A 22,375-nucleotide genomic window follows, 5' to 3' on the forward strand; every position below is an offset into this window, starting at 1 on the left:
TCCGTCGGGCTGAGAAGCGGCCGGATGCACCGCGGCGCCGATTCTCGACGACTCTGACGCGCGTTCTACTCCAGGAGGGCCCGAAGTGCCTTCTTATACAGCCGGAACGCGTGCCGGCCATCGTCGGTCAAGCTCACGTACGTGACGGGCGATCGCCCCTCGATGACCTTCGAGACCTCGGCGTAACCGGTCTCTTCGAGCTTTCTCAGGTGCGTCGCCAGATTTCCGGACGTCACGCCGAGCACCGACTGAAGCCGTGGGAAGGACAGGGCATCCCCGGCGCCGAGAGCATCGAGCACGGTCACGATTCGAAGCCGAGCCTGGACGTGGATGACCGGGTCGAGTTCATCCATGGTTCTGCCGCGTGATCGGGCCTGAAGTGAGGGTCGGCTTGATGGTCTCGATGAGCGCGAGGGCGAGGAACCCGAGCCCGCCGACGACGCCGACGAGAAGGTTGAACGGCACCGGGACGAGAACCGAGCCGAATCCGATGACGAGGGTCCACAGGCCGAAGACGAGCTGGGACCTGTCGTTCCACATGGCGGCGCCCGCCATGGACTGGATTCCGACGATCAGACACGGCACGGCGACCCAGAAGACCAGCATCACCTCGAAGGGGACGCCGAGGCCCATCATGCGCCCGCCGAGCACGCCCATGAGCGTGAACGCGATCGCAAAGGTGTTGCCGTAGATGGCGCCCTGAACCTTCGACGGGCCCCGCGATCCGAGATTCTTCCGGGTCGAATGCACCGCGGAGAAGACGATCGCCCCCACGAGTGCCGCGCCACCGATGATCGCGCTGAGCAGGAAGGGCAGCGCCGGCCCCTCCACAGGGAACAGGGCGAGGAACAACGCCCCGAACCCGATGATCCACGCCACGCCCCAAGTGCCGTAGAGGAGCCGGGCGTTCGGGCTGAGCGCATTCACCATGCGCTCGCGGTCTCTCTCGATCGACCGGAGGATCTCCGCAGCGTCGACCGCGTCCGATTCCTTGTCATCACTCACAGCAGCACCCTCCGTCGACATTTGTACCACATAGTACTTTCCAACAGACGCTACTTTGTGGTAGAAAGTTCTCGCTTGCATGCCGCGAGCTCAGACATCGGCGGGAGCATCACATGACGGCCGAACACGAGATCGCCCCTGGGGCGGTGATCGAGGCGTTCGAGGTCACCAAGGTCTACCGCGGTGGCGTGCGCGCGCTGGACACGGTGAGCCTGCACATCCGCCCAGGCGAGGTCTACGGCCTGGTCGGCGCCAACGGCGCGGGCAAGACCACCTTCATGCGCGTACTCACAGGACTCGTCGCGCCGAGCAGCGGTGTCATCCGCATGGAGCACGCGCGCAACTCCGGCGACGTCGGCTCCCTGATCGAATCCCCCGCGTTCTACCCGAACCTGTCGGGCTCCGAGAACCTTCGACTCCTGGCGACGTACTGGAACCTTCCTCGCGCGTCGGCGAGTCGAGAGCTTGCTCGTGTCGGCTTGCTGCCGAAGGATCAGAAGCGGCCCTACCGGAGCTACTCGCTCGGCATGAAACAGCGGCTGGGCGTCGCCGCCGCCCTCTTGGGCGAACCCGAGGTGCTCGTGCTCGACGAACCGACGAACGGGCTCGATCCGGAATCCATCGTGAGCATTCGAGAGCTGGTTCGAAGCGTTCGGGACGACGGGCGCACCGTGCTGTTGTCCAGCCACCTCCTCAGCGAAGTCGAGCTGGTCGCCGACCGGGTGGGCGTGCTCGCCAAGGGACGGTTGATCGCCGAAGGATCGCTTCGGGAACTGCGCGATCGCGCCGTGCACCGGAGACGGCTCGCCGTACAGGTCGACGACGCGGAGCGCGCACGCTCGATCATCGGCGCGCTCGGAATCTCTCCGTCCGACATCCACGAGGTCGGACCGGGAATGGAGGTGCAGCTGGGCGAGACTGCACCGCACGAAGTGAATGCCGCGCTCGTTGGTGCGGGCATCGCGGTCTCGTCGCTGGCGGTGGTGTCGGAGTCGCTGGAGAATGCCTTCTTCGAGTTGACCGCTGAACCCGAGACGACAGGGGTGAGCGCAGCATGAGCACATTGGCCGCCACGAGCAGCGGGAACGCGCCGAACTATGCGAGCGCCCTCCGCGGGGAACTCCGCCTCGGCACGAGACGCGTCGCGGTCTGGACGGTGATCGGTGTGTGGGCGGCCTGCATCGCCGCCTTCGCGTACCTCGTGAGCTACATCTCGACGATGGGCGCCGACTGGTACACGCCCGAGCAGCAGGAACTCCAACTCCTGAACATGCTCCCAGAGGGCACCGCGTACTACATCGTGGCGTCCCTGCCGCTGTACTGCGCGCCGATGATGGTGATCCTCGGCGCAATCATCGGAGCATCCGACTACGGCAGAGGAACCCTCCGCGCGATCACCGCACGTTTCATTCGCCGCGGCCCGCTCATCCTCGCTCGCCTCACCGGCGTCGTGGTGATCGCAGCGATCACGGCACTCGCAACCCTCGTGACGAGCATGCTCGCGAGCATCGTCGTCGCCATCGTGGCCGGCCGGGAGATCGTCTTCCCCGAGCTGTACGATCTGGTCGTCGCCACCGTCGCCATCTGGCTGATCGTGACGGTCTTCCTCCTGTTCGGCCTCGCCCTCGGGGTGCTGACGCGAAGTGTCATCGCCGCGATCGCCATCGGGGTGGGCTGGGTGCTCGGCATCGAGACCCTGTTCGTGGGAATGCTCGCTCCTTCCATCGCCTTCTTCGACGCGATCCGCGGGTTCCTCCCGATCGGCGCCAGCAACTCGCTTGCCGCAGCGCTCGTGCCTGACGGGCGCGATGTCGTTCCCGCCGTCGTCGCGTCCACCGGTCCCGGCGTCGCGATCGCCGTGCTCGTCGTCTGGGCGGGTGTGCTCGCGTCGTTCGCCTTCGTTTCGTTCCGCAAGCGCGACCTGGTCTGAACGGCAGCGTTTCAGGGCTGCTCAGGACTCGTCGAAGTCGAGTTCGCCGGTCGTCGGCGATGAGTGCGGCGCGGTCTCATTCGGTCGCGAACGTATACCTCCCAGCCGGCTGAGTGGGTTCTGGCGAGGCCGGCGCAACCGTGTTGCCAAGAATCGTCGAGAACATGCCAAATCGTGCGTCGCGGCAGGCGTTGTCGCGCAGGACGGCCTCGGATATCGTTGCTCAGCAACGCCGCTGCGTGTACTGCTCTGCAGTGCCGGCGCCGGTCAGGGCAGGGGGCGCGGCGGAATGCTGCAGGCGATAGGTCACATACTTCCGATCGCGCTGGCGGTCGCGATCAGTTCCGTTCCGATCATGGCGACGATCGTGATCCTGCTCTCGCCGAAGCGCCGGGCATCCGCCCCACCCTTCCTCATCGGGTGGGTCATCGGCATGGCCCTCGTGGTCTCGATCTGCACGATCTCGGCCCAGGCCATCCCGACGCCGCGATCCTCGCGGCAGCCCGACGTGGCGGTCGCGGCCGCCGAGATCGTCGTGGGCGTCGCCCTCGTCATCATCGCGATCGTCGTCTGGCGGCGCGCCCGACACAACCCTGTGGAGGCCATGCCCGCCTGGCTCGACAGGGTGGAATCGATCGGGCCGTGGAGCGCACTCGGCATTGCGGCCGCCCTGAACGTACGCCCCAAGGCGCTGCTCCTCGCCATCGCGGCCGGCCTGGCCGTGCGCGGTGCCGGGCTCGCCGCTGCCGATGCGGCGCTCGCGATACTGGTCTACACGGTCGTGGGGGCGTCGACCGTGGCCGTGCCGATCATCGTCACGCTCGTCGACGCGAACGGCATGCAACCGAGGCTGGTGAAGGCGAAGGAGTGGATGATCCGAAACAACCGTGAGGTGACGTCACTCATCCCGCTGATGGTCGGCGTGGTCATCATCGGAACCGGCCTCGGCCGTCTGTGAGCCGGCTGCGTTCGCGAACGTCGTGTTGTAGCGAGGGCGGGACTCGAGAGCGAGAGCGAGAGCGACGGGTGTGAGTGCCGTCCGGGCATCGAGGCTCCAAATACACGGATACACCCACGTACACCGAATACACCGAGGTACACCGAGGTACACCGAGTACACCGAGGTACACTGAGTACACATGACTTCACAGGAGGCCCGGATGGCGATCGAACAGGCGCGGAACCCCTTCCGCCCCACGGCCGGTGCCGAGCCACCGCAATTGATCGGCCGCGCCGGCCTGCTGGACGAGTTCGTCTACGGACTCCACATCCGCTCCGGAGCACCGGGCCTGCTGACCATCTTCACCGGCGCTCGAGGCATCGGAAAGACCGTCATGCTGGGCGAGGCCGAGGACGCCGCGCGCGAGCGGGGCTGGGTCGTGGTGTCGGAGACCGCAACACGAGGGTTCTTGGGGCGGATCGGCGAGGCTATGCGCACTGCTGCCCAGGAGCTCAGTGACGGGCCGCCCACTCGACGAGTCACCGGCATCAGCGCAGCCGGGTTCTCCATCACCACTGAACTGCCCCCGGAGCAGCAGGCCGGATGGCGCCAGGTAGGCGAACGACTGCTGCAGCTGCTGGATACACAGAGCACTGGGCTGGCCATCACCCTGGATGAGATCCACGGTGCCAACCGGGACGAACTCGCCCAGCTGGCGGCCTCCGTGCAGCACTTCATCCGCGACGGTCTACCGATCGCCCTCGTCTTTGCTGGCCTTCCCGCGGCCGTGTCTGATCTGCTCAACGAAGGCGTCGCCACGTTCCTGCGCCGCGCTGATCGTATTGACCTGCACACCGCGGCCATCGACGAGGTCGAGGCGTCCTACCGGGAGACGTTCGCCGGCCTACTGCACCCATTGGAGCCCGCCCTGCTCCGGACCGCCGCAGTGTCGACCGGCGGCTACCCGTTCCTGATCCAACTGGTCGGCTACCACCTCTGGCAGCTGGCAGAATCCACGAACACACCGCTGACGGTAGAGGCTGTCGATCTTGCCCTGGCTGCAGCTCACAGGCGCAACACCCGCGTCGTCATCGACGCGGCACTGTCGACCGTGTCACCCAAAGACCTCGACTTCCTGCGGGCCATGGCAGAAGACGACGGGCCCGCGACTAGCGCGGACATCGGTCGGCGGCTCGGAGACCAGAAGAACACCATCGGCAACTACCGCGCCCGACTCATCGACGCGGGCCTGATCCAGCCGGCTGGACGAGGCCGCCTCGACTTCGCGATACCCGGCCTGCGCGAGCACCTCCGCCGGCTTGAGCGATGAGCGGCTGCCCCGCCTGCGGGACCTGGGTGTACGACGACTGCGGCGCCAGCGCGAGCCCATGCCTGAACGAAATTCCTGTTCAGAGGGCATTTATATGTAGCGAGGGCGGGACTCGAACCCGCGACACCACGATTATGAGCCGTGTGCTCTAACCACCTGAGCTACCCCGCCGGGTAGGTCTTCCCGGCCCTGCCGAATGGCCGAACCGAAGAGAACCAGAGCCCCGAGTCAGGATTGAACTGACGACCCCTTCCTTACCATGGAAGTGCTCTACCACTGAGCTATCGGGGCGCGCTGCCGCAATCGGCAACCGTACGAGGATATCACCTCGCGGAGCGTGCTTCGAACCAGTACGACCCCGCGAAATGCCGGTCCGCATCCCCTCCGCTTCCCCCTGCGAAACGCCCGTGTGGCGTCGTCATGAGGGAGGTCTGGCGAGGACTCCACCGATGTAGCCGAGCACCGCGCCGAGCCAGATGACGGGGAGGCCGAGGAAGGGCACCGGTATCGAAACGGCGGCGAATGCGATGGCCACGAGGAAGCCGACGGTGAGCAGCACGACGAGCAGGGCGGACTTGCGGGTCAGCCCACCGGCCTTGCCTGCCATCCCGAACAGCATCGCCACGGCCAAGACGACGAGGAGGATCCGCAACGGGGCCTCGAAGGTGGCGACTGCCGTGTCGGGCGACATGCCTCGGAAGAACTGCACGTTGGAAAGGCTCCCGACCCACTCGTCGAGCGCGAGATCGACGTCGGTGCCGATGAACCACGGGATGAACAACGCACCGATCATGACGAGGAACGCACCGATGACGACCAGCCACCTGCTCGCCGGGCGCCGACGATTCGGGCCGGTCTGGCTGAGCTCCGCGCTCGCCGTGAGATTCTGCACTCCATCGGATGCCACGATCTCGAGCCGGCGCGCACTCACCTGATTCGCCGGCGGGTGCGGGCTCGACACCGACATCCGGGCATGGCCGACGGCGCCCGGGGCGACCGCGACCTGGGGCGGCGCGAAGCTTGCGCGAACGAGCCCGTCGTCGGATCGCCCCGAGAACACCACATTCAGGGGCTCGGCGCCATGGCGGTTGTCGAGCTCGATCGTGTAGTCGCCGCCGCGATGCGTGCCGATGTTCAGCTTCTCGGGACTGACCCGCAACTCGGCGGTCGCGATCGCGGCGGCGGAGGTGCTCATCTCGAGCACGGCCGAGGCCTCGACATCCCTCGTCCCGTCCGAGGCGATGACCGTGAACGGATGCTTCGCACTCGTGCCGCGCGGCGGGGGGTTCGCGCGGAGGCGCCCGTGGGCGAGCGTGACGTGGCCCGGCACGGCGATGAACCGGGCCGGCACGAACGCGAATGCGATCCGCTGTTCGGGGTCGCTTCCCGAGAGCTCCACGGTGACACCGGAGTGGCCGCCTCGGTTGTCGATGTGCACCTCGAACTCGGCGTCGTGAGCATCGACGAGACGGATGCTGCTGGGTTGCAGTTGTACCCGGATCGGCGCGTTCACCGGGGCCGCCGCGGTCGATTGCACGAGGGTCACGATCGTGCTGATCGGCCCCTCGTCGTTCGTCGCCGCGACGGAGAGCTGCCGGTTCAGCTGCTGGCCGGGCGCCGGCTGCGGAGCGGTGAACGACGCGGCGACCTCGACCATCGACCCGGCCGGAACCTCGACGACCTCGGGCGCGAAGGCGAACAGCACGACGCCCTCGGGATCGCTGGCCGACATCCCGACGGTCTGCGGGTAGTTCGCGGCCCGGTTGTCGAGTCGAAGGTAGAACGAGCCCGAGGCCGCGTCCTCGAGCCGGATGAGGGTCGGCCGCGCCTCGAGTGTGGGACGCGGCCCGTAGGGCGGCACGGTCGCGACGAGGCGTACGGTCGCGCTCCGATCCTCGTCTTCCATGGAACGGACGACGACCGTGATCGCGAGGCGTTGCGCGACCACCATGACCCCGTCTCGCAGCCCGAGGGCCAACGCGACGCTGCGCGTCTCACCGGGCATGAGGTGAACGTCGGGATGCGTGAGCTCGAGCCACGACGGAGGATCGACGGCCTCGATGACGTATCCGTCGACGATGCTCGTCGTGTTCTCGATCGCGAAGTCGACCTCGCCGGGAGCATCCTGGGTCACGACCACTTCCGGGGTCGCGACGGTCACGGTGGGAGCATCGTGCTGCGACGACGCCTCGGGGCCGGGCGACGATTGGGCGGGGCCTGCCGCGGCGTCGGCGTCGAGTGCCGTCACAGGTGCGGTGTCGGGCGCGGGCGCGGGCGCGGTCGCGTCGGGCTGCGGCTCCCCCTCGCCCGGCGTGGTCACGTGGGGTTCCGCCGCACCGGCGGGCTCGGCCGGAACCGCGCCCACGACGCGGGGTATCGTGCCGGTGAGCGCCTCTCCGTCGAGCGTCGAGCCTCCGATATCCCAGCCGAGGTACGAGTCGCACGTCGCGCAGAACCGCGCGCCGACGTCGTTCTTGGCGCCGCACGTCTCACAGATGCGTTCGGCCATCTCTGTCCCTCCGGCCGCGACACGGACAAGCAACGACCGATACCGCTGATCATTGCGGAGCGCCGGGCGGGCAACCAGCCCAATGCCTCAACAGGCACCCATCGCTGCCCTCCTGCGACCGATGCGTTCACGCCCGAGAACCAGTGCTCACCCGGACCCGCAGAGGGGCGAGAGGGCATAGATTGAGTTCCGTCAGACCCGAGCGGCGACATCTGCCGACGTGAGGTTTGGCGGTGCGTCGCATGGGGGTTGCGGGAAACGATCAGGCTGCACGCCGGGACTTCGTCCCGGCGCGGTTGGCGCGCCGCCTGCAGTCCCCCTGCGTGTTCATCGTGGCCCCGAGCGGATCGGGGAAGTCGACCCTCCTTCGTCGGCTGAGCAACTCCGTCGACCAGGTCGTCGTCGTCACCCTCGGCCGGGAATGCCGGGATCCTGCGGCGCTCGACGCGTTGATCATGGGCGCCACGTCGGGCGACCCGACGACGGTCGCGATCGATGACGTGCAGCTCGTGGCCGGCACGCGAGGCGAGACCGCTCTCGAGCGGATGATCGCGCACTGCGGCAGCGGACGTCACGTCATCCTCGCCTCGCGGCACGCCCTGGGCGCGAACCTCGCGCACGCCACGGAGATCGAACCCGACATCGTGACCGCACCGGAGCTCGTTCTCCGCATCGATGAGGTGTCCGAGTCATTCCGGGTCGTCGGCGGGCAGATACTCCCTTTCGAATGCGCTTCCCATGTGGCATCCGAGACCTGCGGGTGGGCGGGCCTCGTGCACCAGCTCGCGTTGGCGTCGCGATCGGTCGGCCGCGAGTCGCTCAGCGCGGCGGTCGAGGAGTTGTTGCAGAGCGACTTCGCGGCGACCGGCCTCGAGGTGGCCCTGCATGCGCTTCCGGTCGACGTCGTGCGCTCGCTCGAGCTCACGAGCGGCCTCTCCGCGCTCGGCTTCGCAGATTGCGCCCGACTGCTGGGGGCGGATGCCGCGACGAGACTGCTCGACGCCGTCGACAGCGGTGCGATCATGCACGTCACCGAGTTCGGGTCGCGCGTGTTGCCGCCCATCCTCCGCCGGCATCTCCGTGCGCGCGCGGGACTTCCTGCGGACGTCCGACTTCCCGCGGCACCGAGTCCGAGCAGCGTGGCGACGATCAACGGCACGAACACGGCACCGGTCGCCGCGCGCCTCCGAGTCCCCGCCGTCTCCCGATCCGCGCCGTTCGACGCCGCGATGACGAGGCTCCGCCGCGGCGACGTGGTCGGTGCCGTGCCCCTGCTGCAGCGCGTGCTCCGAACGCCGGGCGACGCTCCCGAGCGCCCCGCAGCGCTCCTCGCCCTCCTCATGATCCGTGAGCCGGTCACGCCGCGCGAGACGACGCTCGACGCGCTTGCGGCCCTCGAACGCGAGTGCGTCGCGCGACGATTGGATGCGCAAGCGCGTGTCGTTCGCGGTGCTGTGGCCGCGACATCCGCCCTTCCCTCTCTGGCCGTGGAAGGAGTCGTCGAGGAGTGCGAGACCCGTGGCGACGACGTGGCCGCTGCTCTCGTCGCGGGAATCGAATTCGTGATGCGCCTACGGCGGGGGCGCGCGACGTACGTGCAAGCGAACTCGCTCGCCGATCGACTCGAACGATTGGGCTTCACGGATGTCGCGGCGTGGGCGCGTGCGTCCGGGGCTCTGCTCGCCGCGGCATCCGGTGCGGCCGACGCGCGCGACCAGATCGTCCAAGCTCAGACCGCCTCGATCGCCACCGGCGTCGAGGGCGCCCGCGCGTTCATCGACGCCGCACGCGCACTCGTCGGGCCCGGCGCGCGTGCGCCCGCCCTCATCGCCTCGGCTCGGCGGTGCGCCCTGCAGACCGGGCTGCCGCGACTGTCCCCTTCTCTCTCCAGCGGGGACGTCGCGGTCATGCGAGCCGGGGCGCCCGGAATCGCCGCGTATGCCGAGCCGAGGCATCCGCACGTGACGGTCAGGTGCTTCGGTGGCTTCCACCTGTGCGCCGACGGCTCCGAGATCGAGCTCAGGGCCGTGCGACCCCAGGCGAGAGCACTGCTGCGAATGCTCGCCCTCAACGCGGGTTCGCCGCTGCACCGAGAGCTCATCGCCGACATCCTCTGGGGCGATCTCGGCATCGACTCCGCCGTGCACGCACTGCACGTGAGCGTGTCCAGCTTGCGCCGAGCGCTCCCCGCGGAGTTGATCGGCCCCGGAGCATCCATCGTCGAACGCGTCGGGGAGGCCTACCGTCTCGGCATCACCGAGCGGCACGACTGCGACCTGGCCGACTTCGACGATCAGCTCGCTCAGGCGGCCGCTTCCAAGCTCGGGCGGGATGCCGTCACCACCGCGAACGGCCTGCGCGGCGCCCTGGCCCTCTACGTCGGCGATGTGCTCCCCGAGGACGGCCCGGCCGAATGGGTGGCCGGGGCTCGTGAACGATACCGGGTGCGGGCAGCAGAGGCCGCCGCGTCGCTGGCGCACCTCGAGCTCCGCATCGGCGACGCGCACGCCGCGGTCGCCGCCGCGAGTCGCGCGGTCGAGATCGACCCGTGGCTCGACGAGTCGTGGCGCACACTCGTCATGGTGCACCGGAGCTCCGGCGACGTCGTCGCGGCACGGCGAGCGGAAGACGGCTACCGCCACATGCGCGTCGCCCTCGGCGTCGAGTAGCCGACCAGCGCCACCCCTGCCGTGTCGTCACGATCCGGCTTCCACCACCGAGACCGACAGGCGAGTCGGCAGGTACGCCGGTACGACGCCGGCGGCCACACGTTCGAAGCGGCGGGCGAGTGACTCCGGGTCGCCGCCCGGCACGGTGATGGTGATGGCGACCACGGCATCGCTCGAGCCGGGAAGCGGCCCGCCCGGGTCCGTCGACCACGAGGTGCCGCCGGACTCCTCGACCTCAACGGTGGCGGCGGGACCTGCCGCCAATTGCAGGGCATCGCGAATGCCTCCCGCCGTGCCGACGCGACGATGCAGCCGCGCGGCATCCGCAACGATGCGGCGGCGCTGCTCCTCGGTCCACTCCTCGTCGACGGCGACGTCGACCCATCCGGCGAGCCATTCGAGGAAATCGGCGGGGGCGTACTCGGGCCGCACGTACGCCTCGAGGTTGTCGAGCGTGGAGTAGACCGGGGCGATCAGGTCGTCGAAGGCGGGCAGCGCCTGATTCAGGAAGTCGTCCTCCTGCAGCACCGCGGGCAGACGGGTGATCAGCGGCACGGGGCTGGGCAGCTCGGGAACCAGGCCGCGCATGTCAGACTCCCGCCGCCACGCGCACACGGTGCTCGAAACTGAACACCAGGGCGTTGCCGCCGATCTCGATGCGTTGCGCGGGCTCACCGCGTTTGCCCGTCGCCGGATCGGCGGTGAAGAGCAGCACCTCGTCGACGAGTTCGGTGCCGGGCAGCGACTGCAGCACCGAGTAGACCTCGCCCGCGAGCACTGGGCGGCCGAACGGCCATCCCCCGCCCGACGAACCGCCCCTGATCGGATCGAAATACCGGTAGAGCGTCGCGAGAGCATCGGCGCGGAGCCGATCGACGGCCACCCTCGGATGTGCGACGAGCTTCGCGACGACCGTGACGCCTTGGTACTCGGGCCGTTCGATCACGAGCCGGGTGCCCGCCATCCGCCGCGGTTCGAGATCCGCGGCGATGGTGCCGAGGAGCTCATCGCCGGGAATCAGGTCGTCGAACTCGATCCGGCCGTCGGCCCCGACCGCCGCGGTCGGCACCAGGAGCAGGCGCACGCCGAGCGTGTCCGGCGCCGCGACGGCGTGGGTGCGGGCGACCCCCGGCGCGGCGCGCTTGGCGAGCTGCTCGTAGTCCTCGAGCGTCACGGCCCGATCGCGAGTGCGCAACGCGAGCGGTCCCCGCACCTTCGCCTCGTCGACGGTCTCGCCGTCGGTGCCGTCGTGCGCGGCCGAGCGGTTCTCCGCGCCGCGCACGAACGGCACGGTCGACCGCAGCACCGAGAGCGTGCCGGCCGCGACATTGCCGCCGCGGCCGCCGCCGACGCGATACCGGGGCACGCGCAGCGGCACGCCCTTGGGCGGCGTGGACCCGTAGACGCGGAACGAACCGTCGGGCTCTCGCACCGCCGGTGGGAACATCACGGTGGCCCGGGCTCGATCGACCATGATGCTGCGGCCGTCATCGCCGGAGCCGGCGAAGGAGTCGACCTCCGTCCACTCGTCCCACCCTTTGCCGGTACCGACCTCGACCACGAACGGTTCGCCGTCGTCGACCACGGGCCGCTCCTGGAGCACGAACGCCTGGCCGGGCACGCCCTCCGAGAGCCCCAGGATCTCGTCGTCGATCGTGTGCGCATGCATGGCCTGCACCACCCCGCCCACGGTTGCCGCCGACGCCTCGCGCACGAGCGGCGGCGACTTGTACCTCGGAACGGTCTGCTCGCGCTCGACGATGCGGCACCGGAGCCAACCGGCGCGTTCGTCTCCAATGACGGATGCCACGTGGTCGCGGGTCACGATGACGATGACGTCGCCCGGCTGGTTGAGCCCGCCGGTTCGGTCGGAGACCACGTCGCAGCGCGACCAGCCGGTGCCGTTCCACGACTCCCAGACGGTCGGCGGATCGAGGGGATCGACGCCGACGCCGCGCACCGCGCAGTCAAGGTGGATGCCGATCGCCAGCCCGGGTGCCGGCTCGTCGAGGCCGATGAGGAACTCGTCGCCGACCTTCGGCGGGTTCGCGAAGGCGTCGAGCGTCTCGGAGCCCAGCCGTGCGCCGCGCACCGTGACGGCCTTGCCCGACCGGTTCCCGATATGGGCGAGCTTTCTGGGCGGAATCGGGAGCTCGGAGGTGGTCTGGAACACGGTCGACTCGGTCTGCTCGGTGCGCGGCGTGCCGACCTCGGTGTGCTCGGGCACGATCACGACGTCTTCCCTCGGGGCGGCAAGCCAGAAGACGAGGTCGGAACGCGCCGCCGTCGGCGGGAAGAGGGTCGTGCCGATGAGCTCCAGGAAGGCGATGTACAGCTTGTCGGGCACGCGGTTCAGCCGGTAGAACAGCTCGTCGGTCATGAACGCGAACGTCTCGATGAGCGTCACACCCGGGTCGGAGACGTTGTGATCCGACCACTCGGGGCAGCGTGCGGCGACGAGTCGCTTGGCGTCGTCGACGAGGTCCTGGAATCGGCGGTCGTCGAGGTGCGGCGTGGGCAGGGTCATGGCAGTCGCTCCGAAGTTCGATCGGGGATGACAGAGGTTCGATCGGGAATGACAGTGCTTCGATCGGGGATGACATAGAACGGGAACACGAGGTTCCGGGGATCGTTCGAGCCGCGGATCGCGTAGCCGACGTCGATGAGCAGCACTCCCTCGTCGGCGTGGTCGAACGTCACCGTGACGCCGGTCACGTCGATGCGGGGTTCCCAGAAGATGAGGGCGGTGCGCACGGCGTCACCGATGGCGCCGGCCGTCGCGGCGTCCGCCGGCGCGAAGACGTAGTCGTGCACGGCGCATCCGAACTCCGGCCGCATCGGCCGCTCGCCGGGTGCCGTGGCGAGGATCAGCCGGATGCTCTCCTCGATCTCGTGCGCGTCGGACGAGAGCGCGATGCGCCCGCTCGCGTCGGCGTGCACGGGGAACGACCACCCTCGCCCGACGAATTCCTGCGACATCCTGTGACCTCCGGTCAGTTGATCTTGACGACGCTGCCCTTGACGACGGTCACGCCCGACGCCGAGAGCTCGGCCGTGCCCGACGCCTTCACCGCGACCGCCGCGCCAGAGAGGTCGAGCGATGCTGCGCCGTCGACCTTCACCTTCGGAGCCGAGATCGCGAGCTCCGATGACGCGTCGAGTGCGATCTTCCTGGCCGCGAGGGAGATGGCGCCCTGGCTCGCGGTCACCGTTGCATCGCCCTCGACGGTGACCGTCGCGTCGCGCTTGGCGACGACCGAGACGGACCCCTCGGACACGATCTGGATGCCCTTCTCGGAGGTCTGCATGAGGGTGACGTGCTGCGCACCTTCGTTCGTGGAGATGCGCAGCAGCTCCTCCCCCTGGCGTTCGACGAACTCGACGACCATCCCCGCGCGCGAGGTGAAACTGCGACGCACGACGCTGCCCGACTCGACGAACGACCCCCAGCCCCCCTGGGGCAGGTCCTTGCCGTTGTAGAGCCCTCCGAGCACGACCGGGCGATCGAATCGTGCCGACTCGAACGCGACGAGCACCTCGTCGCCGACCTCGGGCAGCACGACGGCACCTCGGTCGGCGCCGGCACCCGGCTGTGCGAGGCGGGCCCAGCCGCTCACGTAGTCGTCGGAGAGGGACGGGAACGTCAGCCGGACGCGGCCGTCCTCCCCGGCTGCGCCGGCCCCGGAGATCTCGCTCACGAGTGCACTGACGACCCCGGTCATCCCGAAGCCGGTCACGGCGCGCTCCGGCCGGGATCCGACCCCGAGCAGCGACCGATCCGAGGCGTCGCAGACGGTGAGCGTCGTCGTGTACCCCTGCTCGGAGCTGAACTCGTGCCTCGACTCGGTGACCGTGTAGCGGCCGTCGAACGGCGCACCGAATCCCCGCAGCCGCACGGCGATCCCCGAGCGGATGCGCGGATTGCCGAGGATCTGCGCCTCGACCTCGGCGAACCCGCCGGCGATGCGCGAGGCGATCGCCTCGGCGAGCTTGTCCTGCGGCTGCTGCGCGCCCGCGCCGGCGCCGCTGACGTAGCGGGGGCTCGAGAACACCTTCGCGACCTTCGCAGGATCGAGCGTCGGCAACTCCGTCGTCAGCGTCTTCGCTGGCGCGGTGGACACCACCTTCTCCTTCGCGGCGACATCCCACCCTCGCACCTCGACCTCGGAGACCTGCTCGGCGCTCGTGATCGTGGCGTGCAGGTACGTCGTGTTGCGGCCGTGCTCGACCACGATCGGGTCGTCGTTCGCCGATGCCGAGCCCGATTCCGCCGTCGACGCGTTCGTCGGCGGGCCGAACTGCAGTTGTCGGTCGACGACGGAGAACACGCACCCCGCGGCATCCGCCAGTCGCTTGAGGAACACCCAGTCGCTGACGTTGTCCTGCGTCGTGTGGGCCATGATCGTGGCCGGACCGGTGACGGTGCCGACCTTGACGCCGGCCCGCTGCGCGACCTTCGCCACGATGTCGGCGGTCGACATGTCGACGTAGGCGGCGACCCGACGGCCGCGGAAGAGGCGATGCGAGGTATCGAGGCCGCGCACCCGGGTGCGCAGCTCCCCGCCGACGTCTTCGCGGTCGAGAGCGGTGACCTCCGCGTCGAGCAGCTTCTGCGGTCCATCGCCGCCGTTCTGCGAGACGGCGAGGGTGACGGATGCCCCGATGGCGAACCCGCCCTGCTCGAGCACGATCCCGGCGGAGTCGACGAACTCGAGTTCGAACGAATCGGGGAGGTTCGCGGCATCCGTGACCCTGCTGCGCTCGAGCAGGCCTGTGACGGCGGGCGGCAGCGCCGTGCCCCCGACGGAGACGAGGAGCAGGCTCGTGTAGGTCTCAGTGGAGGCGGGCACGGGCGACCTCCTTCCGGGCGATCTCGCGGCCGTCGGCGCGGGAGAGTTCCTCGAGGGTGGGGATCAGCACGATGTGCCCCGGCCGCAGTCGCAACGGATCGTCGATGCCGTTGACCTCGGCGAGAGAGCGCCAGTGCGCCGGGTTGCCGTACTCGCGGTAGGCGATGCCCGCGAGCGAATCGCCTTCGCGGAGCGTGTGCGCGTGACGTGGCTGCAGGCCCCCCGACGTGGGGTTCTGCTTCTTCGGTTCGTTCGCGAGCTCCTCGAGGGCCACGGTGCAGACCGCCCGGAGCGGCTTGCCGTCGGGTGAGAAGAGCGTGTACTTCGCCGAGACGCTCTTGATGTAGCCGACGAATCCGGTGAGCACCCCCCACTTGAACTTCACCCACGGCGCCGACGGCGTGTCCCCGTCCTTCGAGGCGCTCGTCGGGGTGCACGCCTGGAAGAGCGCCTCGACGTTCTTCACGACGCTTCCGTCGCGCGAGCGCGTCTCGTCGAAGTACATCTCGACGCTCATCTTCTGGGGCTCCGGACCCTGGTAGGTCGCGGGTGGCGCCGACGCCGCCTTCTTCTGGTTCTTGCTCTCCCACTTCGCCGACTTCGCGATGGTCACCTCTTTCGGATTCAGCTGGAAGTCGATCGTGGCGAGGAGGGCGCCGACCTTGCCCGGCGTCTGGCCGGGCTCGTGCACGTCGATGGCGGCGTGCACGAGACTCTTCGTGTCGGAGGCGGTGGAGGTGACGGGCATCGCGGGTCCTCAGTATTTCGAGCCGGTGTTCACGAAGCCGTTGTGGGCGATCTCGAGGGTCTCCATGAGCACCTTCGGCTGGTCGGCGTTCAGCGACGGCCCCGTCCAGCGAACGGGGATGACGTCGTGGAGGTCGTAGGTCGCGACGGTCTGGCCATCGGCGGTCTTCGCTTCGATGTGGCCGGTGCCGCGCGAGAAGCCGGAGACGGCGGCGACGACCCAGTTCACGATCTTGTCGGCGGATTGCTTGCTCACCGGCCGGGTGAGCTTGATGTTCGGATACTTGAGCCGAGTCGGGAACTGCCAGATGAACCCGTTGTTGCCGCCCTCTTCACGCGACTCGAGCACGACCTCGACACCGAGCCCCTCGCAGCTCGCGAAGTCGCCGAGGTCCTCCTCGTCGAGATGCACGAGGTAGTGCACGCCGACGGCGATCTCGGTGTCGGTCAGCATCGTCATCCCCTTCGTTCAGATTCCGTCTCGTTCAGATTCCGTCGATGCGGATGCCGCGGCGCTCGCGGTCGAGCAGCAGTTCGGCCTTGATCCGGCGCACGAGCGGGCCGTACAACTTGCGCACGAGTTGCTCCACGTTCTCGGGACCGGACGCGGCGGCCGCCGCCGCCGCTGCCGTCGCGGGTGCCGCGGACGACAGCGCCTGGCCGGCCTGCGTCAGGGTGTCGGAGGTGGAACGAAGCGCGTCGGCCGCCTCCGGCACCGCATCGGCGGCGCGCGAACGGAGCTCGTCTGCCGAAGGGAGGTCGGGCACCGACGGGAGACCGGGCGCGCGGTCCGCCAGCGACGAGAGGCCAGGCGCCGATGGCACCGACGGCGCCAGGGACGAGAGATCCGGCGCCCGCGGCACCGACGTCGGGAGGCCGAAGGCGCGCTGCACGGGCGCGACGACCGGCTGCGCGGCAGGGCGGGGCGTCGTCGTGCCGTGCATCGCGGCGGACCTCGGCGTTGAGACCCGTGAGACGGATGCCGCGGCCGCGGTTACGGCCGCGGCCGCCCGGGAATCGTCGCTCGGCCATGCCTCGTTCGAGTCGTTCCACGTCCGCGCCGGTCCGTCGACGTGGAACGAACCGTCGGTGGTCGCTGGTGTGCTCGTCGGTCGCGCGGGAGCGGCGGAGCGCTGCACGGGGATCGAGCCGCGCAGGGTCGAGGATGCGGGGGCAGACGCCGCGGCGCGGTTGGAGGCGGGGGTGGAGGGGGTGGGGGCAGGGCCGGAGTTGGAGGCACGGCCGGGGTTGGAGGCAAGTCCGGGGGTGGGGGCAGGGCCGGAGTTGGAGGCAGTGCCGTGGGCGACGAAGGGCGCATCCGGAGCGATCACCCGTGCGGCGACGACCCGGCTGTTCTGGCGCGGCACGGCCGCGGGTCCGAGGCCGGGAGTCGTGATCGCCGGCACGATCGTCCGTGCGGCGAACAGGGGAACTGAGCGCAGCGGGAACGCGGGCGCCGTCACGCCGGGAGCGTCATCCGCGCTGGGAGCGGCAACCGTGTCGGAACCGGCTTGGGCCACGGGCACCGATGCGTCGTCGGCGGGGACGGCTTCAGGCAGGGTCATGTCGACGGATGACGAAGGGATCCCGGACACATCGCGTTGGATGGCGGGAAACGCCGCCCCGCGAGTGTCCTCCGAGTGCACCGATACGCGACCCGGAGGATGCCTTCGGGCGATGCTCGCTGCATCCTCAGCGGAGGAGCGCTGCGCAACCGGAGCATCCGTGGCAGCCGGTTGAGACGTCTCGGACCGTGCGTGAGATCGGTCGGGCGGTTCAGTCGAGGACTGCGCGCCACGATCCGACTCGCGCTGCACCGGTGCGGACGTGAGCGGCGCGCCCAAGCCGACCGGTCGCCGGGTCGAGGCGGGCGGGGGCGATGCATCGAAGGTCGTGGCGGGGCTCCGCGCGAGCCCAGCGTTCAGGGCTGTGCGCTGCAACGTCGGTTGGACACGCGGCGGCGCCGAGGAGGCCGCCTCAGCGGCCGTCGTTCGCGGTGCGGGTCCAGGAGCAGAGCTCGGAAGCGGCTCCGCCCCCCGAGTTGCCCGACTATCGCCGAAGTCGGGAAACTCGATGGGACTCCCAGGCGCGGACTCCACAGAAGGCGGCTCGATCCCTCGAGTTGCCCGACTTCGGCGATAGTCGGGTGAGCCGACGAGGGTCTCGGGCGCGAATGGTTCCGCCTGCGCCTGCGTCGGCGTCTGTGGCTGCACCTGCGTCTGTGGCTGCACCTGCGCCGGTACCTCGGACGAGTCCTGCTCCGGTGTTTCCGCTGCGCTCGATGCTTGCAGCGCCGCGGCGCCCGGGCCCCCGGCAACGACGTCGTCCGCCTCCGCCGGTTGCACGAGCGGCAGCCCCTCGTCGGCATCCAGGCGTTGAACGGGCAGCTCGGGCCCCGCGGCATCCGTCACCGCATGCACCTGACGCGCGGATGGCGCCGACGCTCGACCAGGCGGCTGCTGCGGCCGCTGCCGGAGACTCAGCTCCGACGCGGCCGCGCGCTGCACGGGCGCTCCGAGCGCCCCGCCGTCGAGGCCGAACATGCCCGCCGGAGCCCGGTCGTCGACGAGGTGGCCCATCGTGCCGAGCGACGCCGGCACGACCCGCGTCGGCAGCGACGCGACGAACGCCGGCCGCAAGATGGCCGGAGCGGCATCCGAGACCTGACGTTGCAGCGGCGGCAGGAACGCCCAGCCCGCTGGCGGCACGGAGCGATCAGCGATCGACGGCGCGACGACGCGAGGCGCGGCATCCGTCGTCCGCTCCTCGGATCGCTGCCACGGCCATCGCACGCCTCAACCGCCTTCGCGGAGCCGCGTGTTGATCGCCGCGATCTCGTGCACGTAACGCAGACGCGCCGCGTGCTCCATGTCGAGGATGTCGTCGAGCGACCAGTGGAAGTGATAGGCGACGTACGCGACCTCCTCATGAATGCGGTCGGACGAGTACGTCATGATTCCCCCAGGCGTCCGCCTGCGAGATCGGCGGTGAACCGGTGCGAGCACTCCGGGCACGTCACCGCGATTCGGGTGTGACCCTCGGCGTTGATGCGACGGTAGAAGTCCTGCAGAAACGCGACGTCGGACGCGAACATGTTCTCGATGATCGAGCCGTCGACCGTGCCGAGCGTTCCGAGCGATGTGATCACCCGGCCGAGCAGCACGACCGTCGTGAAGGCGGGGTTCTCCTGCACGCGTGCGTCGTAGAGCGGCAGCAGCTCGTCACGGGCCGTCGCCAGCCGCATGACACCTCGACGATGCACGGTGCCGTCGGCGGTGACGTAGCCGCGCGGAAGCTCGAACGCGAACTCGGTGCGCATGGCCCCCTCGTCGAAGGCGGTCGGCCCCGAGCCCGCACCGGCCCCATCGGATGCCGCATCCGCACCGGGTGCGGCCGACGCGGCCGACGCGCTCGCTCTCGTGGAGAGCACGCGCTGCATCAGGTCACCTCGGACTCGTCGAAGCAGACCGTGAACTTCTCGGTCGCCTGCTCGGTCGCGCCCGCCTTCAGCGAGTTGACCTCGACGACGCGCACCCAGCAGTTGCGGAACTCGTACTTCTTGAGCGAGCTGCCCTCGTAGTCGAGCAACTCGACCGACGCATTCTTGCGCGCCCCGGCCACGTCGCCCTTCATGACGACCTTGAGCCAGTCGGAGATCGTCTTGGATTCGGTGAGGCCCCGCGTCACGGTGAACTCACCCGTCTTCGCCCGGCCGATGAGCTGCCGCGCGACGTATTTTCCGTCGGCGAGCTGCTGTTTCAGTTCGATCTTGTCGACCTCGTTCTTCAGGCCCGAGACCTCGGTCACCTTCGGAATCTCGATTCCGTCGATCGTGACCTTGAAGGCGTAGGCAGGTGAGGAATCGAAGGCATCTGCGAGTGCCATGTCATGCTCCTAGTGGTTGGTGGTCGGTCGTGGTCGGTAGTCGGTGGTCGGTCGTGGTCGGTCATTCGGTGACGAGGCTCGTGCCGCCCGAGAACTGCGAGAGCTGGAACACCACGAACTCGGCGGGCTTCACGGGTGCAACGCCGATCTGGCAGATGACCTGGCCCGCGTCGATGACGTCGGCCGGATTGGTCTCGTCGTCGCACTTCACGTAGAAGGCCTCGTCTGCGCTGCGCCCGAAGAGCGCGCCCTTGCGCCATTCGCCGATGAGGAAGCTCGAGATCGAACGGCTGAGCTTGCCCCACAGGGCCGGGTCGTTCGGCTCGAAGACCGCGAACTGGGTCGCGTTCAGGATCGACTTCTCGAGGTAGTTGAAGAGCCGGCGGATGTTGATGTACCGCCACGCCGGATCGCTCGAGAGGGTGCGTGCACCCCAGACGCGCACGCCGCGCCCCGGGAAGCTGCGGATGGCGTTCACGCCGATCGGGTTGAGGGTCTCCTGCTCGGCGCGGGTCAGCTGCGTCTGCAGTTCGACGGCGCCGCGGATCACCTCGTTGGCCGGCGCCTTGTGCACCCCGCGCTCGTTGTCGTTGCGCGCCCACACGCCGGCGATGTGTCCCGACGGCGGGATGAACCGGTTGGTTCCCGACACCGGGTCGAGCACCTTGATCCACGGGTAGTAGAGCGCCGCGAACTTCGAATCGTAACCCGCGTCCAGGCGCCGCCACTTCGCCGCGTCCTGCGCGGACAGCTGCGGCGGCGGGTCGAGCACCGCCATGCGGTCGCCCATGAGCTCGCAATGCGCGATGACGGCCAGCTGCACGGCCTTCACCGTCTCGATATCGACAGCGCCCTGCTCGTATGCGGCCATGAGGTCGGGCACCGCGACCATCGTGACCTCCTCGACCGCTTCGAGGCCGCTGAAGCCCGTGCGGTCGGCGGAGTCGCCGATGTAGTTCGCCGCGCCGATGTCGTCGAGCACGATGGGCTGCTCTTCGGGTTCGGGCACGACGAGGTCGAACGTGCCGGTCCGAGGCTTCAGACCAGCGGATGCCGGGTCGACCTCTTCGACCGTGACGAGCTTCGATTCGGCGAGTTTCGTCACGACGTATTCGGGGCTGCTGGGCTTGGCCGAGACATTCTCGTAGACCTCCGGTGAGCGACCCTCGGCGGTCACGGTGACTCTGAACGATCCTTCCTCGGGCGCCTCCCCCTCGGGGTCGGCGATCTCGACCTTGACCGGCTTCGCATTCGGCGAGGCGTTCTTCGCCGTGAACGCGTAGTTGCCGATCTGGGCGGTCTGCGGACCGGCAGCGAGCTGCTTGGGCTCGCGCTTGCCGCTGCTCTTCCCGCTGACCGGTGCCGTGCCGATGCGCACGACATAGCAGTTGCCGCCGCCGTTCAGGAAATAGCCGTAGACCGCGTAGGCCAGGTAGGCGCCCTCGTACAGGCCACCGAACGTGTCGACGAACTGAGTCCAGTTCGACACGAGGGTCGGCGAGTTCTCAGGCCCCTTCGGCGCGATGCCGATGAATGCGGCGACCGCGGTGCCGACGCCCTCGATCGGCCGCGTCCCCGCGTCGATCTCCTGCACGTACACACCGGGTGAAAGGTAGGTGGGCATCCCGAACTCCTTCGCTGGATTGCGTCTCTCCAGCGTCGGCGAGCCGATGGCCCGCGGCGCAGTCTTTCGGTGCGTGCGCGTGGGTAGCGGTGGCTGCGCGATCGGGCACTGCCCAGGCGAGCGAGTGCACGCCCCCTGCTCAGCCGGCCGCTTCCTCCTCGTCGGAGTCCTCTTCGCGCTGCACGAACGTGCCCTGCACGAACGTGCCCGGCACCGCCTCTTCCTCCTCGTCGGGCGCCTCCTGCCGCTGCACCGGCGCGGGCGCGCTCATGGCACGGGCCGCGTTGTCGGCGGCAGCGCGCTCGAAGCGGTCATCGGGGTCGCTGACGCTCACCCCGCCGCCGGTCGGTGTTCCCGCGACCGGACCGGAGCGCTGCTGCACGACATGGGTCAGCTCGTGCGCGAGCGTCGTGCGCCCGGCCTGCGACGAGGGATCATACGCATCCCGCTGGAAGACGACGTGGTTGCCCGTGGTGTAGGCGTGCGCACCGACCGACTGCGCCGAGGCGTGGGCCGGTGCATCCGTGTGCACGCGAACGTCGCCGAAATCATGGCCGAGTCGGGACTCCATGTCCGTGCGCACCCCCGGTGCGAGCGACGACCCACCCGAGGTGATCACGTCGTGCACGGGCGAATGCTGCTCCTCGACGAGTTCGCTGACGGCGCCGTTCCCGGCCTCGCGCTGCAATCGAAGCATGGCTGCGCTGCTCAGCACCTCGGGCCGTCGCTCGGCGAGCCCGGGCATCGCCGCGCCCGGCTCTCGCGCGGCCTCCGGCGTACGCCGTCCGGCCTCGACATCGATGCCGTCCATCTCATGTGCGTGCATGGTGCACCTCCATGATCGACCGCTTCCATTCCACCGCGCCCGCGGCACGGTCGTGGGGGA

Annotated in this window: 21 protein-coding genes and 2 tRNA genes; 6 read left to right on the forward strand and 17 right to left on the reverse strand. The window is 69.2% G+C overall.

What is annotated here, in order from left to right; all coding sequences use genetic code 11:
* Positions 1-65: 65 nt before the first annotated feature.
* Entirely contained in the window at positions 66-353 is a 288-nt protein-coding gene (locus AC1C2R_RS05765) for a transcriptional regulator (protein ID WP_495351558.1), read from the reverse strand.
* Complete coding sequence (locus tag AC1C2R_RS05770) at positions 346-1,005, reverse strand: hypothetical protein (protein WP_495379299.1); 660 nt, start codon at positions 1,003-1,005, stop codon at positions 346-348. Before AC1C2R_RS05770 ends, AC1C2R_RS05765 begins: the two co-directional genes overlap by 8 nt.
* Before the next feature lie 113 nt (positions 1,006-1,118).
* Between AC1C2R_RS05770 and AC1C2R_RS05775 the strand changes: the two genes are divergently transcribed.
* The 4 genes from AC1C2R_RS05775 to AC1C2R_RS05790 all read left to right on the forward strand — a co-directional run bounded on the left by AC1C2R_RS05775 (position 1,119) and on the right by AC1C2R_RS05790 (position 5,205).
* Positions 1,119-2,063 carry an ABC transporter ATP-binding protein gene (locus tag AC1C2R_RS05775; protein WP_495379300.1) on the forward strand — a complete coding sequence of 315 codons (945 nt, stop codon included), beginning with the start codon at positions 1,119-1,121 and terminating at the stop codon, positions 2,061-2,063.
* Positions 2,060-2,935 carry an ABC-2 transporter permease gene (locus AC1C2R_RS05780; RefSeq protein ID WP_495379301.1) on the forward strand — a complete coding sequence of 292 codons (876 nt, stop codon included), beginning with the start codon at positions 2,060-2,062 and terminating at the stop codon, positions 2,933-2,935. Before AC1C2R_RS05775 ends, AC1C2R_RS05780 begins: the two co-directional genes overlap by 4 nt.
* 289 nt (positions 2,936-3,224) lie before the next feature.
* Positions 3,225-3,893: a GAP family protein gene (locus tag AC1C2R_RS05785; RefSeq protein WP_495379302.1), complete on the forward strand. Its 669-nt coding sequence runs from the start codon at positions 3,225-3,227 to the stop codon at positions 3,891-3,893.
* A gap of 181 nt (positions 3,894-4,074) precedes the next feature.
* Positions 4,075-5,205 (forward strand): DUF8462 domain-containing protein, encoded by a 1,131-nt coding sequence (locus AC1C2R_RS05790; protein ID WP_495379303.1) that lies wholly within the window; start codon positions 4,075-4,077, stop codon positions 5,203-5,205.
* A gap of 97 nt (positions 5,206-5,302) precedes the next feature.
* Here the strand turns inward: AC1C2R_RS05790 and AC1C2R_RS05795 are convergent.
* The 3 genes from AC1C2R_RS05795 to AC1C2R_RS05805 all read right to left on the reverse strand — a co-directional run bounded on the left by AC1C2R_RS05795 (position 5,303) and on the right by AC1C2R_RS05805 (position 7,714).
* Positions 5,303-5,376: transfer RNA gene (locus tag AC1C2R_RS05795), tRNA-Met, on the reverse strand.
* A 48-nt stretch (positions 5,377-5,424) separates the two neighbouring features.
* A tRNA-Thr gene (locus tag AC1C2R_RS05800) sits at positions 5,425-5,496 on the reverse strand.
* A gap of 127 nt (positions 5,497-5,623) precedes the next feature.
* Entirely contained in the window at positions 5,624-7,714 is a 2,091-nt protein-coding gene (locus AC1C2R_RS05805; protein ID WP_495379304.1) for a hypothetical protein, read from the reverse strand.
* Between the two features lie 323 nt (positions 7,715-8,037).
* On the opposite strand from AC1C2R_RS05805, the gene AC1C2R_RS05810 reads away from it, so the two are divergent.
* Entirely contained in the window at positions 8,038-10,383 is a 2,346-nt protein-coding gene (locus AC1C2R_RS05810) for a BTAD domain-containing putative transcriptional regulator (protein ID WP_495379305.1), read from the forward strand.
* Positions 10,384-10,410: 27 nt separating this feature from the next.
* On the opposite strand, the gene AC1C2R_RS05815 is transcribed toward AC1C2R_RS05810, so the two are convergent.
* From AC1C2R_RS05815 to AC1C2R_RS05845, 7 genes are read right to left on the reverse strand one after another with little or no spacing between them, the layout of a single operon-like run.
* Positions 10,411-10,971: a phage tail protein gene (locus tag AC1C2R_RS05815; protein ID WP_495379306.1), complete on the reverse strand. Its 561-nt coding sequence runs from the start codon at positions 10,969-10,971 to the stop codon at positions 10,411-10,413.
* 1 nt (position 10,972) lies between these two features.
* Positions 10,973-12,910, reverse strand: a complete 1,938-nt coding sequence (locus AC1C2R_RS05820; protein WP_495379307.1) for a putative baseplate assembly protein — start codon at positions 12,908-12,910, stop codon at positions 10,973-10,975.
* Positions 12,907-13,362 carry a GPW/gp25 family protein gene (locus tag AC1C2R_RS05825; protein WP_495351568.1) on the reverse strand — a complete coding sequence of 152 codons (456 nt, stop codon included), beginning with the start codon at positions 13,360-13,362 and terminating at the stop codon, positions 12,907-12,909. Before AC1C2R_RS05825 ends, AC1C2R_RS05820 begins: the two co-directional genes overlap by 4 nt.
* 14 nt (positions 13,363-13,376) lie before the next feature.
* Positions 13,377-15,233 (reverse strand): VgrG-related protein, encoded by a 1,857-nt coding sequence (locus AC1C2R_RS05830; protein ID WP_495379308.1) that lies wholly within the window; start codon positions 15,231-15,233, stop codon positions 13,377-13,379.
* Positions 15,217-15,981: a CIS tube protein gene (locus AC1C2R_RS05835; RefSeq protein WP_495351570.1), complete on the reverse strand. Its 765-nt coding sequence runs from the start codon at positions 15,979-15,981 to the stop codon at positions 15,217-15,219. Before AC1C2R_RS05835 ends, AC1C2R_RS05830 begins: the two co-directional genes overlap by 17 nt.
* 9 nt (positions 15,982-15,990) lie before the next feature.
* Positions 15,991-16,434, reverse strand: coding sequence for a phage tail protein (locus AC1C2R_RS05840; RefSeq protein WP_495351571.1), 444 nt, complete (start codon positions 16,432-16,434; stop codon positions 15,991-15,993).
* A gap of 31 nt (positions 16,435-16,465) precedes the next feature.
* On the reverse strand, positions 16,466-17,545 hold the full coding sequence (locus tag AC1C2R_RS05845) for a hypothetical protein (protein WP_495379309.1): 1,080 nt from the start codon (positions 17,543-17,545) through the stop codon (positions 16,466-16,468).
* Between the two features lie 976 nt (positions 17,546-18,521).
* Here AC1C2R_RS05845 and AC1C2R_RS05850 point away from each other — a divergent pair.
* Positions 18,522-18,647 (forward strand): hypothetical protein, encoded by a 126-nt coding sequence (locus AC1C2R_RS05850; protein WP_495351573.1) that lies wholly within the window; start codon positions 18,522-18,524, stop codon positions 18,645-18,647.
* A gap of 128 nt (positions 18,648-18,775) precedes the next feature.
* On the opposite strand, the gene AC1C2R_RS05855 is transcribed toward AC1C2R_RS05850, so the two are convergent.
* From AC1C2R_RS05855 to AC1C2R_RS05875, 5 genes are all read right to left on the reverse strand, one after another.
* Positions 18,776-18,934 (reverse strand): DUF6760 family protein, encoded by a 159-nt coding sequence (locus AC1C2R_RS05855; protein WP_495351574.1) that lies wholly within the window; start codon positions 18,932-18,934, stop codon positions 18,776-18,778.
* Positions 18,931-19,419 carry a hypothetical protein gene (locus tag AC1C2R_RS05860; protein ID WP_495351575.1) on the reverse strand — a complete coding sequence of 163 codons (489 nt, stop codon included), beginning with the start codon at positions 19,417-19,419 and terminating at the stop codon, positions 18,931-18,933. Before AC1C2R_RS05860 ends, AC1C2R_RS05855 begins: the two co-directional genes overlap by 4 nt.
* Positions 19,419-19,865, reverse strand: a complete 447-nt coding sequence (locus AC1C2R_RS05865; RefSeq protein ID WP_495351576.1) for a phage tail protein — start codon at positions 19,863-19,865, stop codon at positions 19,419-19,421. Before AC1C2R_RS05865 ends, AC1C2R_RS05860 begins: the two co-directional genes overlap by 1 nt.
* Positions 19,866-19,926: 61 nt before the next feature.
* Complete coding sequence (locus AC1C2R_RS05870; protein ID WP_495379310.1) at positions 19,927-21,489, reverse strand: phage tail sheath family protein; 1,563 nt, start codon at positions 21,487-21,489, stop codon at positions 19,927-19,929.
* A gap of 139 nt (positions 21,490-21,628) precedes the next feature.
* On the reverse strand, positions 21,629-22,315 hold the full coding sequence (locus AC1C2R_RS05875) for an eCIS core domain-containing protein (protein WP_495379311.1): 687 nt from the start codon (positions 22,313-22,315) through the stop codon (positions 21,629-21,631).
* Positions 22,316-22,375 lie beyond the last annotated feature (60 nt).

The organism is Agromyces sp. Y182 (genome assembly GCF_059445385.1).

Bases quoted from the DNA above. Each gene is read 5' to 3' on its own strand.
- AC1C2R_RS05805 (WP_495379304.1), bottom strand. From the start codon at position 7,714: ATGGCCGAACGCATCTGTGAGACGTGCGGCGCCAAGAACGACGTCGGC.
- AC1C2R_RS05865 (WP_495351576.1), bottom strand. From the start codon at position 19,865: ATGGCACTCGCAGATGCCTTCGATTCCTCACCTGCCTACGCCTTCAAG.
- AC1C2R_RS05855 (WP_495351574.1), bottom strand. From the start codon at position 18,934: ATGACGTACTCGTCCGACCGCATTCATGAGGAGGTCGCGTACGTCGCC.
- AC1C2R_RS05815 (WP_495379306.1), bottom strand. From the start codon at position 10,971: ATGCGCGGCCTGGTTCCCGAGCTGCCCAGCCCCGTGCCGCTGATCACC.
- AC1C2R_RS05765 (WP_495351558.1), bottom strand. From the start codon at position 353: ATGGATGAACTCGACCCGGTCATCCACGTCCAGGCTCGGCTTCGAATC.
- AC1C2R_RS05860 (WP_495351575.1), bottom strand. From the start codon at position 19,419: ATGCAGCGCGTGCTCTCCACGAGAGCGAGCGCGTCGGCCGCGTCGGCC.
- AC1C2R_RS05840 (WP_495351571.1), bottom strand. From the start codon at position 16,434: ATGCTGACCGACACCGAGATCGCCGTCGGCGTGCACTACCTCGTGCAT.
- AC1C2R_RS05825 (WP_495351568.1), bottom strand. From the start codon at position 13,362: ATGTCGCAGGAATTCGTCGGGCGAGGGTGGTCGTTCCCCGTGCACGCC.
- AC1C2R_RS05870 (WP_495379310.1), bottom strand. From the start codon at position 21,489: ATGCCCACCTACCTTTCACCCGGTGTGTACGTGCAGGAGATCGACGCG.
- AC1C2R_RS05775 (WP_495379300.1), top strand. From the start codon at position 1,119: ATGACGGCCGAACACGAGATCGCCCCTGGGGCGGTGATCGAGGCGTTC.
- AC1C2R_RS05785 (WP_495379302.1), top strand. From the start codon at position 3,225: ATGCTGCAGGCGATAGGTCACATACTTCCGATCGCGCTGGCGGTCGCG.
- AC1C2R_RS05790 (WP_495379303.1), top strand. From the start codon at position 4,075: ATGACTTCACAGGAGGCCCGGATGGCGATCGAACAGGCGCGGAACCCC.
- AC1C2R_RS05780 (WP_495379301.1), top strand. From the start codon at position 2,060: ATGAGCACATTGGCCGCCACGAGCAGCGGGAACGCGCCGAACTATGCG.
- AC1C2R_RS05850 (WP_495351573.1), top strand. From the start codon at position 18,522: ATGCCCGCCGGAGCCCGGTCGTCGACGAGGTGGCCCATCGTGCCGAGC.
- AC1C2R_RS05820 (WP_495379307.1), bottom strand. From the start codon at position 12,910: ATGACCCTGCCCACGCCGCACCTCGACGACCGCCGATTCCAGGACCTC.
- AC1C2R_RS05835 (WP_495351570.1), bottom strand. From the start codon at position 15,981: ATGCCCGTCACCTCCACCGCCTCCGACACGAAGAGTCTCGTGCACGCC.
- AC1C2R_RS05875 (WP_495379311.1), bottom strand. From the start codon at position 22,315: ATGCACGCACATGAGATGGACGGCATCGATGTCGAGGCCGGACGGCGT.
- AC1C2R_RS05845 (WP_495379309.1), bottom strand. From the start codon at position 17,545: ATGACCCTGCCTGAAGCCGTCCCCGCCGACGACGCATCGGTGCCCGTG.